Source organism: Nonomuraea sp. LPB2021202275-12-8 (assembly GCF_037044575.1).
Taxonomy (GTDB): Bacteria; Actinomycetota; Actinomycetes; order Streptosporangiales; family Streptosporangiaceae; genus Nonomuraea.
In genome coordinates, this window is the sequence record NZ_JBAHWD010000016.1 from 42137 (window position 1) to 56441 (window position 14305).

Sequence of the window (14305 nt, forward strand, 5' to 3'; positions counted from 1 at the left end):
CCTGGTCATATCCTTTCTTTGGGGAGCGGTGGATGGCGCGTCTCACAGCTCTGGCCGGCGGTCTGGCAGCGACGACCGCCCTGCTGGCCATGCCCGCGACGGCACACGAGCACCCGAGCGGCATCACCGATCTGGTGACCCCCGCCGTGGTGCGTGTGGAGGCCGTGTCTCACGTCGAGATCACGCTGCTCGATCACCTGAGTGAGCTGAAGCACGTGGAGCGTTCCTACGACATCCCCCTCGGCCAGGGCACCGGCACGGTGGTCAACCCCGAGGGCGCGATCGTCACGCTCACCCGGGTGGTCAAGACCGACGACGACGACGTGGCCGTGCTCGCGGCCAACAGGATCTTCGCCGCGCACCACAAGGTCAAGATCCCGCAGGACTCCAAGCGGCACAAGCTGAAGGACCCGCAGCTCGACCGGCATCTCAAAGAGTGCTATCCGCCGAAGAAGTCCACCGCCACCTGCATCATCAACGTCACCACCGACATCACGATATTTCCGAACGTGTCGCCGGCCGACACCGACGGCTTCAAGGCCGATCTGGTCAGGGCCGGGTCCGGTCCGGACGCACCCGCCGTGCTGATGCCCTCGGGCCGGGCGGTCGGCAGCGTCGGCATGCCCACCGCCCCGCTCGCCGACAAGGTGCCCGACGCCGTGGGCGCGCCCACCAGCGTCGCCGGATTCCTCGGCAGGCCGGGCCCCAACGTGCGCAGCACCGTCGAGATCGCCCACCTCAGCAAGGGCGGCGGCGCGGGCGACACGGGACGGCCGTTCGCCGATCCGGAGAAGAAGACCGACGAGCCCGTCAAACTGGGCGGCCTGGCCGACCGCGGCCTGGCCGGCGCGCCGGTCATCGGCGACAAGGACGGCCACGTCATCGGCATGCTCATCGGCGGCGGCAAGAGCGCCAAGATGATCGGCGTCCGGGAGATCACCTCGACGTTGACCAAGGCCGGGATCGCGCCGCGCAGAGGGGCGATCGACTCGGCCTTCGAGGGCGCGCTGACCCGCTACCACACCAAGTACTACACCGAGGCCGCGCCGGGCTTCCAGCGCGTCCTGGAGCTCTACCCCGGCAACTCGGTGGCCGCCGAGCTGCTGAAGGTCTCCCTGGCCAAGCGGGGCGGCCCCGAGGACGAGGGCACCAAGCGGGCGGCCGCGCCGGTCGCCGGATCCACACCGCTGTGGCCGTTCATCGCGGCCGCCGCCGTGCTGTTCGTCGCCGCCGCGACCGGGGCGTTCGTGCTGTGGCGCCGCCGCGCGCCCGCCGACCGGCCCGGCCATCCCGAGCAGCCGGAGCCGCCGCCGTCGCCACCGCCGGTGGTCACGGGGCAGCCTCTCGACGAGGGCGCCAACCAGACGGTCGTGGTGCGCAGGTCGCAGCCCTTCGGCGTGGTCCCGCAGCAGAAGCAGGTGCTGACCGCGCAGGAGCCGTCCGTCAAATACTGCACGGCCTGCGGGATGAGGCTGGGGCACGGGCACCGGTTCTGCGGCTACTGCGGTCACCCCAGCGAGACGTGATGCAATTGAACGAGCGGGCACTCATCGGCCAGGAGGTGGCCGGCTACTACATCGAGGACATCGTCGGCAAGGGCGGCATGGCCGTCGTCTACCTGGCACTGGACCCCAGGCTCAGCCGCCGGGTGGCGCTGAAGATCCTCAACCCGGTGCTCAGCGTCGACGACAGGTTCAGGCAGCGGTTCATCCTGGAGTCCAGGACGGTCGCCAGCATCGAGCACCCCAACATCATCCCCATCTACGAGGCCAACGCCGACGCCGACGGCGTGCTCTACATCGCCATGCGTTACGTCGACGGGCTCGACCTGCGCCGCCTCATCTACGACCGGGGGCCGCTGCCCCTCGGCCAGGCGAACCGGATCTTCGCCCAGGTGGCGGCCGCCCTGGACGCCGCGCACGCGCACGACCTGATCCACCGCGACGTGAAGCCGGCCAACATCCTGCTCGCCGGCGACCACGTCTACCTCACCGACTTCGGCATCACCAAGCACCGGACGTCGATCTCCGGGCTGACGCAGACCGACCAGTTCATCGGCACGCCCCGCTACATGTCCCCCGAGCAGATCAACAAGGAGCACATCGACGGCGGGGCCGACCAGTACGCACTGGCCTGCGTCGTCTACGAGGCACTGTCGGGGCGGCTGCCGTTCCAGCGCGACAACGACATCGCGTTGCTCTGGGCCCACCTGGCCGAGCAGCCCACGCCGCTGTCGCAGCTCCGGGCGGAGCTGCCGCCGGAGGTCGACGTGGTGATGATGCGGGCGCTGGCCAAGTCGCCCGAGCAGCGCTACCCGTCGTGCGCCGCGTTCGTCACCGCGCTGCGCGACGCCATCAGCGGGCACGCCTCCGAGAGCCCGATGCCGCCCGGCCCGATCACCGCGCCGTCGACCGGGCCGACGACCGGGCCGTCCTCCCGGCCCGTGGGCCTCGCGCAGGTGCGGCAGCGCACGGCGACCAGACCGGGCAGGCTGCCGATCGTGGCCGCCACGCTGACCGCCGCCCTCGCCGCGCTCGCGCTCGTCATCATGATCATCGTCAACCAGCGCGGCGACGCGTGGGTCCGCTTCCAGAACACCACCGCCGCGCCCCTGACGTTCGAGCACCCGGCGTCGTGGACCGCGCGGGCGCACGGCGACCTGTTCGCGCTGGCCTCGCCGCGAGCCGCCGAGTTCGAGGCCATGTTCGTCTCCGGCGCGAACGCCAACTGGGCGCCGGTCAACTCGGTCATCACCGGCGAGCCGGAGGACGCGGTCGGCGTCTACGTCCAGGTGTCCGACACCCTCGACAGCGGCGCCACCCGCGAGGAGATGAAGGCCATGCTGGAGGGCCTGCTCCCGGGCGAGATCGAGGTGACGGCGCCCGTCCCCGACCGTGCCGGCAACAGCGAGGCCACCCGCTACGACGGCTCGCTGCGCGACCGCAACACCGGCAACGGGCTCGGCTTCGTCGGCTACGTCATCGACCACCAGCCCAAGCCGATCCTGCTGATGTACTTCTGTGCCCAGAATCGCTGCGACGACAGCACCCAGGTGCGGGTGCGGCAGAGCGTGCGGGTGTCCTGAGCCGCGAGTGGCTTGTAACTGACTTGTGTGCGGCTTGACCTGGCTGTTCAAGGCGCCGGTAGGCGTCTACCCTCCGATCTTGTGGGCATACGAATCGTCATCGTGGACGACCAGGCGATGGTGCGCGCCGGACTGCGCATGGTCGTGGAGAGCGAACCCGGCATGGAGGTCGTGGGAGAGGCCGCCGACGGGCGCGACGCCATCGCGGTCGCCAGGCGCACCAGGCCGGACATCGTGCTGATGGACATCTCCATGCCGCGGCTCGACGGCCTCAGCGCGGCCAGGGAACTGCTCGACACCCCGTCGCCGCCCAAGGTCATCACGCTGACCACGTTCGACACCGACGAGAACCTCTGGGCGGCGCTGCGCGCGGGCACCAGCGGCTTCCTGCTGAAGGTGTCGCCGCCGGAGCAGCTCATCGAGGCCATCCGCATCGTGCACGCCGGTGACGCGCTGCTCGACCCGGCCGTCACCAGCCGGGTGATCGCCTCCTTCGCGGGCCGCGCGGAGCCGGCTCCCTCGCCGAGGCTCGCCGAGCTGACACCGCGCGAGCTGGAGGTGCTGCAACTGCTCGCCCGCGGCCTCACCAACGCCGAGATCGCCCGCGAGCTGTTCGTGGGGGAGGCCACGGTCAAGACGCACGTGGCGCGGGTGCTGATGAAGCTGGGGCTGCGGGACCGGGCCCAGGCGGTCGTCTTCGCCTACGAGTCCGGGGTCGTGCGGCCCGGCGACACCGGCTGAACCGGCCGCCCCATCTCAGCATGCGGAAGGGTATTTGTGAGCCTTCGCGTACCTGTGTGTATATTTTTCGTCATAAGGCGGTAGTTACAGGAGATATTTCATGGAAGCGTTGCCCAGAGTCCTTTTCGACGAGGCCCACAGCGAGTCGTGGACCATCCGGCGCGAGGTGGCCGAGGCCATCAACCCGGCCCACCCCGACGACAACAGTTACGCGCGCGCCGCCGGGCTGCTGCGCCATCTGGGGCACACGGTGACGGCCCACACCGAGGGCTCCATCGACGCGGGAACGCTCCAGGAGCAGGACGTGCTGGTCATCGCGCACCCGTCGGGGCAGCGCTGGGAGCGCACCACCGGCCAGGGCAGCCCGGTCTTCTCCCCGGCCGAACTGGACGCCGTCGAGGCGTTCGTCTCCGGCGGCGGCGGGCTGGTCGTGCTGGCCGAGGAGGAGCAGGACAAGTACGGCAACAACCTGGCCGAGCTGCTGGCCCGCTTCGGTGTGGGCGTCGAGCACGCCACCGTGCGCGACCCCCGGCACGCCCACCGGGGCGTGGCCACCTGGGTGCTCGCCGAGCGGGCCACCTCCGACGGCCTGCTGGCGGGGGTCCGTGCCGCCTGCTTCTACCGCTCGGGGGTGCTGACCGCGGACGCCTCCGCGACCGTCCTGTTCGCCACCTCCCCGGACGCCGACCCGGCGGGCGCACCGCTGGCCGTCGCGCTCCGGTACGGCCGGGGCCGCGTCGTGGTGTTCGCCGATTCGGACCTGTTCGGGGACGACTCGATCGACGACCACGACCACCGCAGGCTGTGGGGCAACGTGATCACCTGGGCGGCCCGCGTGCCCGCCCACGACCGCGTGGCCGGGGCTCGCGAGCCGTCCGTCGCCGCCCAGCCGAAGGCCGCGCTGTTCGCCGAGCTCAAGGCCGCCGTGGAGGAGCTGCGGACGCTGCAGGTCAAGGACGGGTCGGTGCCCGAGGGCAAGGAGCGCGGCAAGGAGCTGGTCGCCGCCGTCGCCGCCAAGGTGGGCGAGCTCTCGCCCCATTTCCCGCATGACGCCGCCTACCTCCAGGCCGTACGGGACGACCTCGCCAAGTGGTCCGAGCAGGACCTCGGCGTCCCCGACTTCCTCGACTCGCTGAACCTCTTCCACCCCGACACCCAGCGCGTCGACGGCCTCGAGCACCTCGTCGTCTTCCCGATGTACACGCAGAACGGCAACCCCGGCCGCAACATCGAAGCCGTCTGGATCCGCACGATCTGGCCCGGCTGGCTGGCCGCGCTGGAGTCGGGCGGCTACGACAACCCGATGTTCGTGCCGATCGCGTTCGAGGACTTCACCTCCGGCTACGAGACCCACTCGGCCGTGCTCTTCCCCGAGACGGTCGCCGTCCGCCAGGCGCCCGAGCGCTTCACCTGGGGCGGCATCTTCGCCGACCGGGAGGCCGCCAGGTTCAGGCGGGTGTCCAAGGCCGCCACCGAGACGCTCAAGCTGGAGCTGCCGCCGGACGCCGCCAGACTGCTGGAGTCGCAGCAGCTGGCCCAGGACACGTTCGTCCTGTGGGACCTGGTCCACGACCGCACCCACAGCCACGGGGACCTGCCGTTCGACCCGTTCATGATCAAGCAGCGGATGCCGTACTGGCTCTACTCGCTGGAGGAGCTGCGCTGCGACCTGACCGCGTTCGGCGAGGCGGTGAAGCTGGAGCGGACCGGTGTGCCGCACGCCCGTTACGTGCAGCACGCGATCCTGTTCGACCGGCTGTTCAGGTTCCCGATCACCGGCGCCCGGGTGCGCAACTACGACGGGCTGGGCGGCCAGCTCCTCTTCGCCTACCTGCACCGCAACGACATCGTCCGGTGGACCGACAACCGGCTCTCGATCGACTGGGACCGGGTCGCCGACGGTGTGGCCGACCTGCGCGGCGAGGTGGAGAAGCTCTACCGCGACAGCATCGACCGGTCCAAGCTGGCGCACTGGCTGGCGGCGCACGAGCTGGTCAGCGCCTACGTCGAGCCCGACCCGGCCTCCGTCTGGGCCAGGGGCGTCCAGGCGCTGCCCCAGGAGCAGAAGGCCAAGGTGGACGCGGTGCTGCCGGACGAGTTCCCCCTGAGCATGTTCTACGAGGCGCTGCGCCGTAAGCTGACGGACGTGGTCGACTCGACGAAGGGGATCCGCGCATGATCATCGTGGTGACGGGCGGCACGGGTCCCACCGGCGCGGCCGTGTCCGAATATTTCCGTAAAAATGGACACACCGTGCTCGTCGCCGGGCGGGAGCAGGTCGACCTGCTCGACCGCGCCGCCGTGCAGGCGTTCGCCGACCGGATCGAGGCCGAGCACGGCCACGTCGACGGGGTGATCCACCTGGTCGGCGGCTGGCGCGGGTCGAGCACGTTCGCCGAGACGGACCTCGGCGACTGGGACGCCCTGCACGACCTGCTGATCCGCACCCTCCAGCACGTCTCGCTGGCCTTCGAGCCACTGCTGCGCAAGAGCGCCAACGGCCGGTTCGTGATCGTCTCCGCCAAGGCCGCGGCGCGGCCCGGCGCGGGCGGCGCCGCCTACGCCGCCGCCAAGGCCGCCGCGGAGGCCTGGACGCTCTCGCTGGCCGACGCCCTGTCGGGCACCAGCAGCGCGGCGACTATCCTGGTGGTGAAGGCCCTGGTCAACGACGCCATGCGCGCCGCCAAGCCCGACGCCCGCTTCCCCGGCTTCACCGACGTGCGCGATCTCGCCGAGGCGATCGGCGGGCTCTACGACCAGCCCGCCGCACAGGTCAACGCGACTCGATTGGATCTCACTACGTGACTCCCCGGCACGACCCCCAGCTCAAGGCTTTCGCCAGCGACAACTACGCCGGGGTGCACCCCGAGATCCTCCAGGCCATCGCCGACGCCAACGGCGGCCACCAGATCGCCTACGGCGACGACGTCTACACCGAGGCCCTGCAGGCCGTCTTCAGGCGGCACTTCGGCGACCAGGCGCGGGCCTGGCCGGTGTTCAACGGCACGGCCGCGAACGTCGTCTCCCTGCGGGCCATGACCGCCCACTGGGAGGCGGTCGTCTGCTCCGAGACCGCCCACATCAACACCGACGAGGGCGGCGCCCCGGAGGTCGCCGGAGGCATCAAGCTGCTGACCGTCCCCACACCCGACGGCAAGCTCACCCCCGAGCTCGTCGACCGCCAGGCGTGGGGCTTCGGCGACGTGCACCGCGCCCAGCCGAAGGTGGTGTCCATCTCCAACACCACCGAGCTCGGCACCGTCTACACCCCCGAGGAGATCGCCGCGCTCTGCGCGCACGCGCACGAGCGGGGCCTGCTCGTCCACCTCGACGGCTCCCGCCTCACCAACGCCGCCGCCGCGCTCGACGTGCCCCTGCGGGCGCTGACCACCGACGCGGGCGTGGACGTCCTCTCCTTCGGCGGCACGAAGATCGGGCTGCTGTACGGCGAGGCGGTCGTGGTGCTCAATCCCGAGGCGGCCACCGGCGTCGACTACATCCGCAAGACGTTCATGCAGCTGTCGTCGAAGATGCGGTTCGTGTCCGCGCAGTTCGAGGCGCTGCTCTCCGGCGACCTGTGGCTGCGCAACGCTCGGCAGGCCAACGCCATGGGCAGGCGGCTGGCCGAGGCGGTCCGCGACCTGCCCGGCGTCGAGGTGCCGCGCGCCGTCGAGGCCAACGCGGTCTTCGCCGTGCTGCCCGCCGACGTCACCCAGCGTCTGCAGAAGCGCTTCCGCTTCTACACCTGGAACGAGGCGACGGGCGAGGTGCGCTGGATGTGCGCCTGGGACACCACCGAAGCGGACGTGGACGCCTTCGCCGCCGCGGTGGCCGAGGAACTGGGCGTCTAGAATCGTCGAAGGGCGGGCGGGCCGGACGTTCAGCGCTTGAGCGCGAGGCGGGCGGCCTGCCAGCCGCCCATGCCGTGCACTCCGGGCCCCGGCGGCGTCGAGGCCGAGCAGAGGAAGACGCCGGGCAGCGGCGTGCGCCACGGCGCCGGCGACCAGACCGGCCGCTTCAGAAACTGGCCGAGGCTGGCCAGCCCGCCGCCGATGTCGCCCCCGAGCAGGTTGGCGTTCGCCGACTCCAGCGCGGCCGGCCCCATCACGTGCCTGGCCAGCACCCGCTCGCCGAACCCGGGCGCGAACCGCTCGATCTGCGCCTCGATCGCGCCCGTCATGTCCACCGCACAGCCGTTCGGCACATGGCAGTAGGCCCACAGCGTGTGCCCGCCCCGCCCCGGGTCGGCCGCGTAGGGCTGCACGAGAAGCACGTACGGGCGCGGCGAGTGGTGCCCGGCGGCCATCTCGGCCTCGCTGAGCGCGATCTCCTCCAGCGTGCCGCCCAGGTGCACGGTGCCCGCGCCCGCGACCGCCGGGTCCCGCCACGGCACCGGCCCGTCGAGCGCCCAGTCCACCTTGAACACGCCCGGCCCGCGACGGAAGCGCGCCAGCCGCCGCCGGTAGCCGGCGGGCACATCGGCCATCTCCAGGAACCGCTCCGGCGAGACGTCGAGCACCACCGTCTCCGCGTCGAGCTCCTCCAGCCGGCGCACCCGGTGCCCGCTGACGGCCTCACCCCCCAGCTCCCTCAGCCGGGCGACCAGGGCGTCGGCCAGCACCTGGGAGCCGCCCTTCACCAGCGGCCAGCCCACCAGGTGAGCGAGGGCGGCCAGCGTCAGGCCGTAGCCGCTGGTCAGCGGCGAGCGCAGGTCCAGCATCGAGTGCGCGGCCATGCCCGCCAGCAGCGCGCGCCCCTCCACGGTGCGGAACCAGCGCCGCCCCAGCGTCGTGGCCGGCAGGACCGCCGGTACCCCGAACCGCGCGGCTGCCGCCAGCGTGGCCGGCCGCGCCTGCTGCGGCTCCCACGGGCCCAGCGGCTTCAGCAGCAGGTCCACGAGCGGGAGCCCGGCCCGCGCCGCCGCCCCCGCCGTCGCCCGCCACACCGCCGCGTCCCGCCCCAGACCCTCGCAGGTGCGGCGCAGGTCGCGGTGCACGAGCACGGCGGGCCGGTCGTCGAGCGGATGCGCGGCGGCCACGGGCGCGTGGACGAACTCCACGCCCTTCAGGTCGAGCTCGCGCATCGCCGGCGAGGCCAGCGCCATCGCCATCACGGTCGCGCCCAGGTCGTGCACCCGGCCGGGCAGCGTCAGCTCCGCCGAGCCCAGCCCGCCGCCGAACCGGTCGGCCGCCTCCAGCAGCAGCACCCTGCGCCCGGCCCCGGCGAGTGTCACGGCCGCGACGAGCCCGTTGGGGCCCGATCCCACCACGACCGCGTCGGCGCTCATTTCAGAATCGTCGGCAGCGGTTGCGCGCCCCGGTGCTGGAGCAACTCCGTCATGAGCTTGATCTCGCCCTTCTGCCCATCGACGATCTTGCGGGCCATGCTGACCACCTCCGCCCGGTCCGACAGCTCGAGCAGGCCCTCGGCCATCTGCACGCCGCCCTCGTGATGGCGGATCATGAGTTGCAGGAACAGCACCTCGGCCTCGGAGCCGTCCAGCTCTCTCAGCTTGGCCAGCTCCTGGGCCGAAGCCATGCCGGGCATCGCCTGCGGCGCGGCCGTCGCGGTCGTCGCGGCGTGGCCGTGACCGCTCATCCACGCCATCGGCCGCATGTCCGTGGCCTGCGTGAGCTCCCACTGCTGCAACCAGCCCAGGAACATGCCCCGCTGGTTGGACTGCGTGTTGATGATGTCGAAGGCCAGGCTCCGGATCTCCCTGGACTGGCTCTTGTCCCTGATCGTGAAAGACATGTCGACGGCCTGCGCGTGGTGCGTGGCCATGTCGCGGGCGAATCCGGCCTCCGGGGAGGCGTCACCGGGCGTGCCCCGGCCGCCGAACACGAGGAACAGCGCCGCCGCGGCGACGACCAGGACGGCGAGGGTGACGAAGAGCGATCTGGTTGCAGGCTTTTCCATGACCGTTCCAGCGTACCCATCCCCTGGTCCAGTTGAGATCGCACGCTTATAAGCCGCTTATTCTCCGCATACGCCAGAAGGCAATAGGGTGACCGCAGTTGGTACGCCGATGGAGGAACGATGACGAAGGAGAAGGCGCAGGCGCGGCGCGAGCATCTGCAGAAGATGCGGGCCCAGCAGCAGCGCAAAGAACGCCGCACCGCCTTGCTGATGTGGGGGACGGGCGGTCTCGTCGTCGTGCTGCTCGTCGGCGTGGTCGGGTTCTACCTGATCAAGCAGTCGCGGGAGACCTCGCTCGACGCCGTGAGCAGCGTGAAGTACGAGGCCGGCCAGCACGTGTGGAACGCGGTCACCTACAAGGAGACGCCGCCGGTCGGTGGCGAGCACAACAACTACTGGCAGTTCTGCAACGTCTACGACAAGCCGATCCACAGCGAGCACGCCGTCCACTCCCTGGAGCACGGCGCCGTCTGGATCACCTACCGCCCCGACCTGGCGGCGGCCCAGGTGGCCAAGCTCAAGGAGGTGGCGGGCTCGACGGGCCAGCAGGAGTACATGCTGGTCAGCCCGTTCCCCAACCTGCCGGCCCCGATCGTGGCCTCCTCCTGGGGTCACCAGCTCAAGCTGGACAACCCCGAGGACCCGAAGCTGGCCGCGTTCATCAAGAAGTACCAGAACGGCTCTGACACGCCCGAGCCGGGCGCCACGTGCGGTGGCGAGGACGCCATCACCACCACCGCCGACCAGGCCCCGCTCCCGCCGCAGCCCCAGCAGCAGACGCAGACCCCGGCGGCCAGCCCGTCGCCGTCGGAGTCGCAGCAGTAGGACCTCCGGAGCCGGGTCCCTCCAGGTGAGGGGCCCGGCTCGGCTGCACACCGACTCCATGGCGGACTCGGCCGTCGCGGCCGTCGCGGGCGTCACCTCCGGCCGGCTAGCCGAGCACCTCCTCCAGCGGCACCCAGTCCAGCCCATGGGCCTCGGCCACCGGCCGGCTGGTGAGGCGGCCCTCGTGGGTGCTCAGACCGAGCGCCAGCGCCGTGTCCTGGCGCATCGCCTCGGCCCAGCCGTGGTCGGCGATGGCGAGCGCGTACGGGAGCGTGACGTTGGTCAGGGCGAACGTGGAGGTGTGCGGGACGGCGCCCGGCATGTTGGCCACGCAGTAGAAGATCGAGTCGTGCACCTGGTAGGTCGGCTCGGCGTGCGTGGTCGGGTGGGAGTTCTCGAAGCAGCCGCCCTGGTCGATGGAGATGTCCACCAGCACCGACCCGGGCTTCATCCGGCTGACCAGCTCTTCGGTCACCAGCTTGGGCGCCTTGGCGCCGGGGATGAGGACCGCGCCGATGACGAGGTCGGCCTCCAGGACGGCCCGCTCGATCTCCAGCATGTTGGAGGCGACCGTCTGGCAGTGGCCCTGATAGATCAGGTCCGCCTGGCGCAGCTTGTCGATGTTCCTGTCCAGCAGGATCACCTCGGCCTGCATGCCGAGCGCGATGGCCGCCGCGTTCATGCCGGACACGCCTGCGCCGATCACCACCACGTGGGCCGCGTACACGCCGGAGACGCCGCCCATCAGCACGCCCCTGCCGCCCTGGGAGCTCATCAGGTGGTAGGCGCCGACCTGGGGCGCGAGCCGGCCCGCGACCTCGGACATGGGGGCGAGCAGCGGCAGGCTGCCGTCGAGCGTCTGCACGGTCTCGTAGGCGACGCCGGTGACCCCGGAGTCGAGCATCGCCCGCGTGCATGCCTGTGAGGCGGCCAGATGCAGGTAGGTGAAGAGCACCTGGCCCTTGCGCATCCGGTGGTACTCCTCGGCGATCGGCTCCTTGACCTTGAGGATCAGGTCGCACTCCGCCCACACCGAGTCCGGGTCAGGCAGGATGACCGCGCCCGCCGAGCGGAAGTCGGCGTCGGGGATGGCGGAGCCGAGGCCGGCCTCCCGCTCGACGAAGACCTGGTGGCCGTGGCGCACCAGCTCGTGGGCGCCCGCCGGGGTGAGCGCCACTCGATGCTCGCTGTTCTTGACCTCGCGGGGAACGCCGACCTTCATGGGTTCCACCCCGTTTCTGCAGAAGTATGGAGCTGCCGGAATTCTTTCTCTATTCTCCCCTTCTTCCCATAGAAGTGAGATTTGTTCGGCTGATTACCCGGCTCCCGGCGGTCCTCGATAGGCTCACCCGCAGCCCGAACGTCAGGATGGGGTCGTCATCGATGGACAAGCCGGAAGAGCCGCCACCCGCGGATCCGGGGCATCCGCAGGCCAGCAGGCTCACCACCATCGTGCTGATCGTGTCGCTCGTCCTGGTGGTGCTGGTCGCGGGCGTGCTCGGCACCGTCGCGGTCCTGATGACCAGGAGCCCTGACGCCCCGCTGCTCGGCGGCGTCCCGCCGCAGCGGCTGTCGGTGCCGATCCACTTCGCTCCCGTGCGCGAGACGAAGGCCGCGCCGTGCCCGGGGGAGGAGGCCGCGCTCGACGAGACGCAGACCACCTGCTATCTGCTGGAGGACGGGGTCACCGTCAACGCCGTGCAGGAGATCGAGCCGGTGCGGGAGAAGGACGGCACCTACTCGGTCCGCGTCGCCGTCGCGCCCGCGTACAAGCAGAAGCTGGTGGACCTCATCGACGAGCAGGTGGCGGACCAGCGGCAGATCGCGGTCGTGCTGGTGCCGAAGACCGTCGTGGCCGCGCCCATCGTCACCCAGAGCATGGACGGCGACAGCCTGAGCATCGTCGGGTTCTCCAAGGAGGACGCCGATGCGCTGGCCGTCCGCCTGCTCGGCTCCACCGCGAGCCCCACCGGCACCCCCGCCACCGGCGCGGCGACGGGCGACCCGACGGGCGACCCGACGGGCACGGGCGCACCGACCGGCATTCCGACCGGGGACCCGGGCACGGGAAGCCCGACGGGTGCCCCGTCAGGACCCACAGCGAATCCGACCGGCGGCACCACGGGCACCGGCACCACGAGCACCGGCACCACGGGCGCGCTCAACCCCAAGTACAGCACCTGCAAGCAGGCCAGAGGCGCCGGGTACGGCCCCTACTTCAAGGGCGTCCACCCCGAGTACGCCTGGTACGTCGACGTCGACAACAACGGCGTGGCCTGCAATGCCGCGGACCTGACCTAGCTGAAGAGCTCCTCCAGCGCGGTGATCCCGAAGTAGGCGAAGAAGAGCAGCGAGACCACCCAGAGCAGCCACGGGATCTCGGAGAACTTCCCGCGCGCCGCCTTGATCAGTGTGTACGCGATCACGCCGGCGCCGACGCCGTTCGTGATCGAGTAGGTGAACGGCATCAGCGAGATCGTCAGGAACGCGGGCACGGCCAGCTCCAGGTCGTTCCAGGGGACGTTCTTGCTCTGCGTCATCATCAGCGCCCCCACCAGCACCAGCGCGGGCGCGGCCGCGGCGGCGGGGACCACCGCGGCCAGCGGCGTGAACAGCAGCGTCAGCCCGAGCAGCGCCCCGGTGAACACGCTGGCCAGCCCGGTCCTGGCGCCCTCGCCGACCCCCGCCGCCGACTCGACGAAGACCGTGTTGGCCGACGAGCTCACCGCCCCGCCGACCATGCCCGCCACGCCGTCCACGGTGAGGATCCTGCCCAGCCGGGGCACCCGCCCCCGCTCGTCCACCAGCCCGGCCTCGTCGCTGACGCCGATGATCGTGCCCATCGCGTCGAAGAACCCGGACAGCACCAGCGTGAACAGCACCACCGTCGCCGTCAGCGCCCCCGCCGTGGCGAACCCGCCGAACAGGTCGAACTGTCCCACCAGCGAGAAGTCGGGGGCCGACACGAGTGAGTCGGGCACGCGCGGCGCCACCACGCCCCAGGCGCCCGGCTCGATCGTGGCCAGCGAGTTCACCAGGATGGCCAGCGCCGCGGTCACCACGATGCTGATGAGGATGGCCGCGGGGGTCCTGCGCACGTACAGGACGATCATGAGCAGCAACCCGAAGCAGAACACCGTGACCGGCCAGCCCGCCAGGTGCCCGGTCGCGCCGAGCTGCACGGGCGTGCCGGTGCCCGGCGCCACGAAGCCGGCGTCCACCAGCCCGATGAGCGCGATGAACAGCCCGATCCCGACGCTGATGGCGTGCTTGAGCGCCAGCGGGATCGCGTTCATGATCAGGGTGCGCAGGCCGGTCACGGCGAGCACGATGATGACCAGGCCTTCGAGCACGACCAGGCCCATCGCCTGCGACCAGGTCATGAACGGCGCGGCCTGGTAGGCCACCACCGCGTTCAGCCCGAGTCCGGCGGCGAGCGCGAGCGGCGCGTTGCCGACGACCGCCATGAGCAGCGTGGAGACGGCCGCCGCCAGCGCGGTCGACGTGGTGAGCTGGGAGATCGTCAGCTTCGCGCCGGTGATGTCCTGGGCGCCCGCGAGGATGATCGGGTTGAGCAGGATGATGTACGCCATCGCCATGAAGGTGGTGATCCCGCCACGCACCTCGCGGCCGACGGTCGTCCCTCGCCCGGACAGCTCGAAGAACCTGTCGAGCACCGACATCCCCCTCCACGATCAAGGGGGAGTGCCGGTTGCCTACCCGGTGGGGGACGTG

At 71.1% G+C, this 14305-nt stretch carries 12 protein-coding genes; 8 read left to right on the forward strand and 4 right to left on the reverse strand.

What is annotated here, in order from left to right:
* The first annotated feature begins 32 nt into the window (after positions 1–32).
* The 6 genes from V5E28_RS26890 (at position 33) to V5E28_RS26915 (ending at position 7677) form a co-directional block, all read left to right on the forward strand.
* On the forward strand, positions 33–1526 hold the full coding sequence (locus V5E28_RS26890; RefSeq protein WP_336210361.1) for a zinc ribbon domain-containing protein: 1494 nt from the start codon (positions 33–35) through the stop codon (positions 1524–1526).
* The gene (locus V5E28_RS26895) at positions 1526–3085 is read left to right on the forward strand and encodes a serine/threonine protein kinase (protein ID WP_336210363.1); all 1560 of its coding nucleotides are present in this window, start codon (positions 1526–1528) and stop codon (positions 3083–3085) included. The genes V5E28_RS26890 and V5E28_RS26895 overlap by 1 nt, the downstream gene beginning before the upstream one ends.
* A gap of 81 nt (positions 3086–3166) precedes the next feature.
* Positions 3167–3826 (forward strand): response regulator transcription factor, encoded by a 660-nt coding sequence (locus tag V5E28_RS26900; RefSeq protein ID WP_336210365.1) that lies wholly within the window; start codon positions 3167–3169, stop codon positions 3824–3826.
* A gap of 100 nt (positions 3827–3926) precedes the next feature.
* Positions 3927–6005 carry a DUF6421 family protein gene (locus tag V5E28_RS26905; protein ID WP_336210367.1) on the forward strand — a complete coding sequence of 693 codons (2079 nt, stop codon included), beginning with the start codon at positions 3927–3929 and terminating at the stop codon, positions 6003–6005.
* The gene (locus tag V5E28_RS26910; RefSeq protein ID WP_336210370.1) at positions 6002–6631 is read left to right on the forward strand and encodes an SDR family NAD(P)-dependent oxidoreductase; all 630 of its coding nucleotides are present in this window, start codon (positions 6002–6004) and stop codon (positions 6629–6631) included. The genes V5E28_RS26905 and V5E28_RS26910 overlap by 4 nt, the downstream gene beginning before the upstream one ends.
* The gene (locus V5E28_RS26915) at positions 6628–7677 is read left to right on the forward strand and encodes a threonine aldolase family protein (protein WP_336210372.1); all 1050 of its coding nucleotides are present in this window, start codon (positions 6628–6630) and stop codon (positions 7675–7677) included. Before V5E28_RS26910 ends, V5E28_RS26915 begins: the two co-directional genes overlap by 4 nt.
* Before the next feature lie 29 nt (positions 7678–7706).
* On the opposite strand, the gene V5E28_RS26920 is transcribed toward V5E28_RS26915, so the two are convergent.
* Positions 7707–9113 (reverse strand): phytoene desaturase family protein, encoded by a 1407-nt coding sequence (locus V5E28_RS26920; protein ID WP_336210375.1) that lies wholly within the window; start codon positions 9111–9113, stop codon positions 7707–7709.
* Complete coding sequence (locus V5E28_RS26925) at positions 9110–9745, reverse strand: DUF305 domain-containing protein (protein ID WP_336210376.1); 636 nt, start codon at positions 9743–9745, stop codon at positions 9110–9112. The genes V5E28_RS26920 and V5E28_RS26925 overlap by 4 nt, the downstream gene beginning before the upstream one ends.
* A 120-nt stretch (positions 9746–9865) precedes the next feature.
* On the opposite strand from V5E28_RS26925, the gene V5E28_RS26930 reads away from it, so the two are divergent.
* Positions 9866–10570 carry a DUF3105 domain-containing protein gene (locus V5E28_RS26930; protein WP_336210378.1) on the forward strand — a complete coding sequence of 235 codons (705 nt, stop codon included), beginning with the start codon at positions 9866–9868 and terminating at the stop codon, positions 10568–10570.
* Between the two features lie 106 nt (positions 10571–10676).
* On the opposite strand, the gene ald is transcribed toward V5E28_RS26930, so the two are convergent.
* Positions 10677–11792 (reverse strand): alanine dehydrogenase, encoded by a 1116-nt coding sequence (gene ald, locus V5E28_RS26935; protein ID WP_336210380.1) that lies wholly within the window; start codon positions 11790–11792, stop codon positions 10677–10679.
* A 161-nt stretch (positions 11793–11953) separates the two neighbouring features.
* Here ald and V5E28_RS26940 point away from each other — a divergent pair, with 161 nt between their 5' ends.
* Positions 11954–12871: an excalibur calcium-binding domain-containing protein gene (locus V5E28_RS26940; protein WP_336210383.1), complete on the forward strand. Its 918-nt coding sequence runs from the start codon at positions 11954–11956 to the stop codon at positions 12869–12871.
* On the opposite strand, the gene V5E28_RS26945 is transcribed toward V5E28_RS26940, so the two are convergent.
* A complete protein-coding gene (locus V5E28_RS26945; RefSeq protein ID WP_336210384.1) occupies positions 12868–14253 on the reverse strand; it encodes an NCS2 family permease in 1386 nt (461 codons plus the stop codon). The two genes, V5E28_RS26940 and V5E28_RS26945, sit on opposite strands and share 4 nt — an antisense overlap.
* Positions 14254–14305: the final 52 nt, after the last annotated feature.

Bases quoted from the DNA above. Each gene is read 5' to 3' on its own strand.
- ald (WP_336210380.1), bottom strand. From the start codon at position 11,792: ATGAAGGTCGGCGTTCCCCGCGAGGTCAAGAACAGCGAGCATCGAGTG.
- V5E28_RS26910 (WP_336210370.1), top strand. From the start codon at position 6,002: ATGATCATCGTGGTGACGGGCGGCACGGGTCCCACCGGCGCGGCCGTG.
- V5E28_RS26895 (WP_336210363.1), top strand. From the start codon at position 1,526: ATGCAATTGAACGAGCGGGCACTCATCGGCCAGGAGGTGGCCGGCTAC.
- V5E28_RS26925 (WP_336210376.1), bottom strand. From the start codon at position 9,745: ATGGAAAAGCCTGCAACCAGATCGCTCTTCGTCACCCTCGCCGTCCTG.
- V5E28_RS26920 (WP_336210375.1), bottom strand. From the start codon at position 9,113: ATGAGCGCCGACGCGGTCGTGGTGGGATCGGGCCCCAACGGGCTCGTC.
- V5E28_RS26945 (WP_336210384.1), bottom strand. From the start codon at position 14,253: ATGTCGGTGCTCGACAGGTTCTTCGAGCTGTCCGGGCGAGGGACGACC.
- V5E28_RS26940 (WP_336210383.1), top strand. From the start codon at position 11,954: ATGGACAAGCCGGAAGAGCCGCCACCCGCGGATCCGGGGCATCCGCAG.
- V5E28_RS26890 (WP_336210361.1), top strand. From the start codon at position 33: ATGGCGCGTCTCACAGCTCTGGCCGGCGGTCTGGCAGCGACGACCGCC.
- V5E28_RS26905 (WP_336210367.1), top strand. From the start codon at position 3,927: ATGGAAGCGTTGCCCAGAGTCCTTTTCGACGAGGCCCACAGCGAGTCG.
- V5E28_RS26930 (WP_336210378.1), top strand. From the start codon at position 9,866: ATGACGAAGGAGAAGGCGCAGGCGCGGCGCGAGCATCTGCAGAAGATG.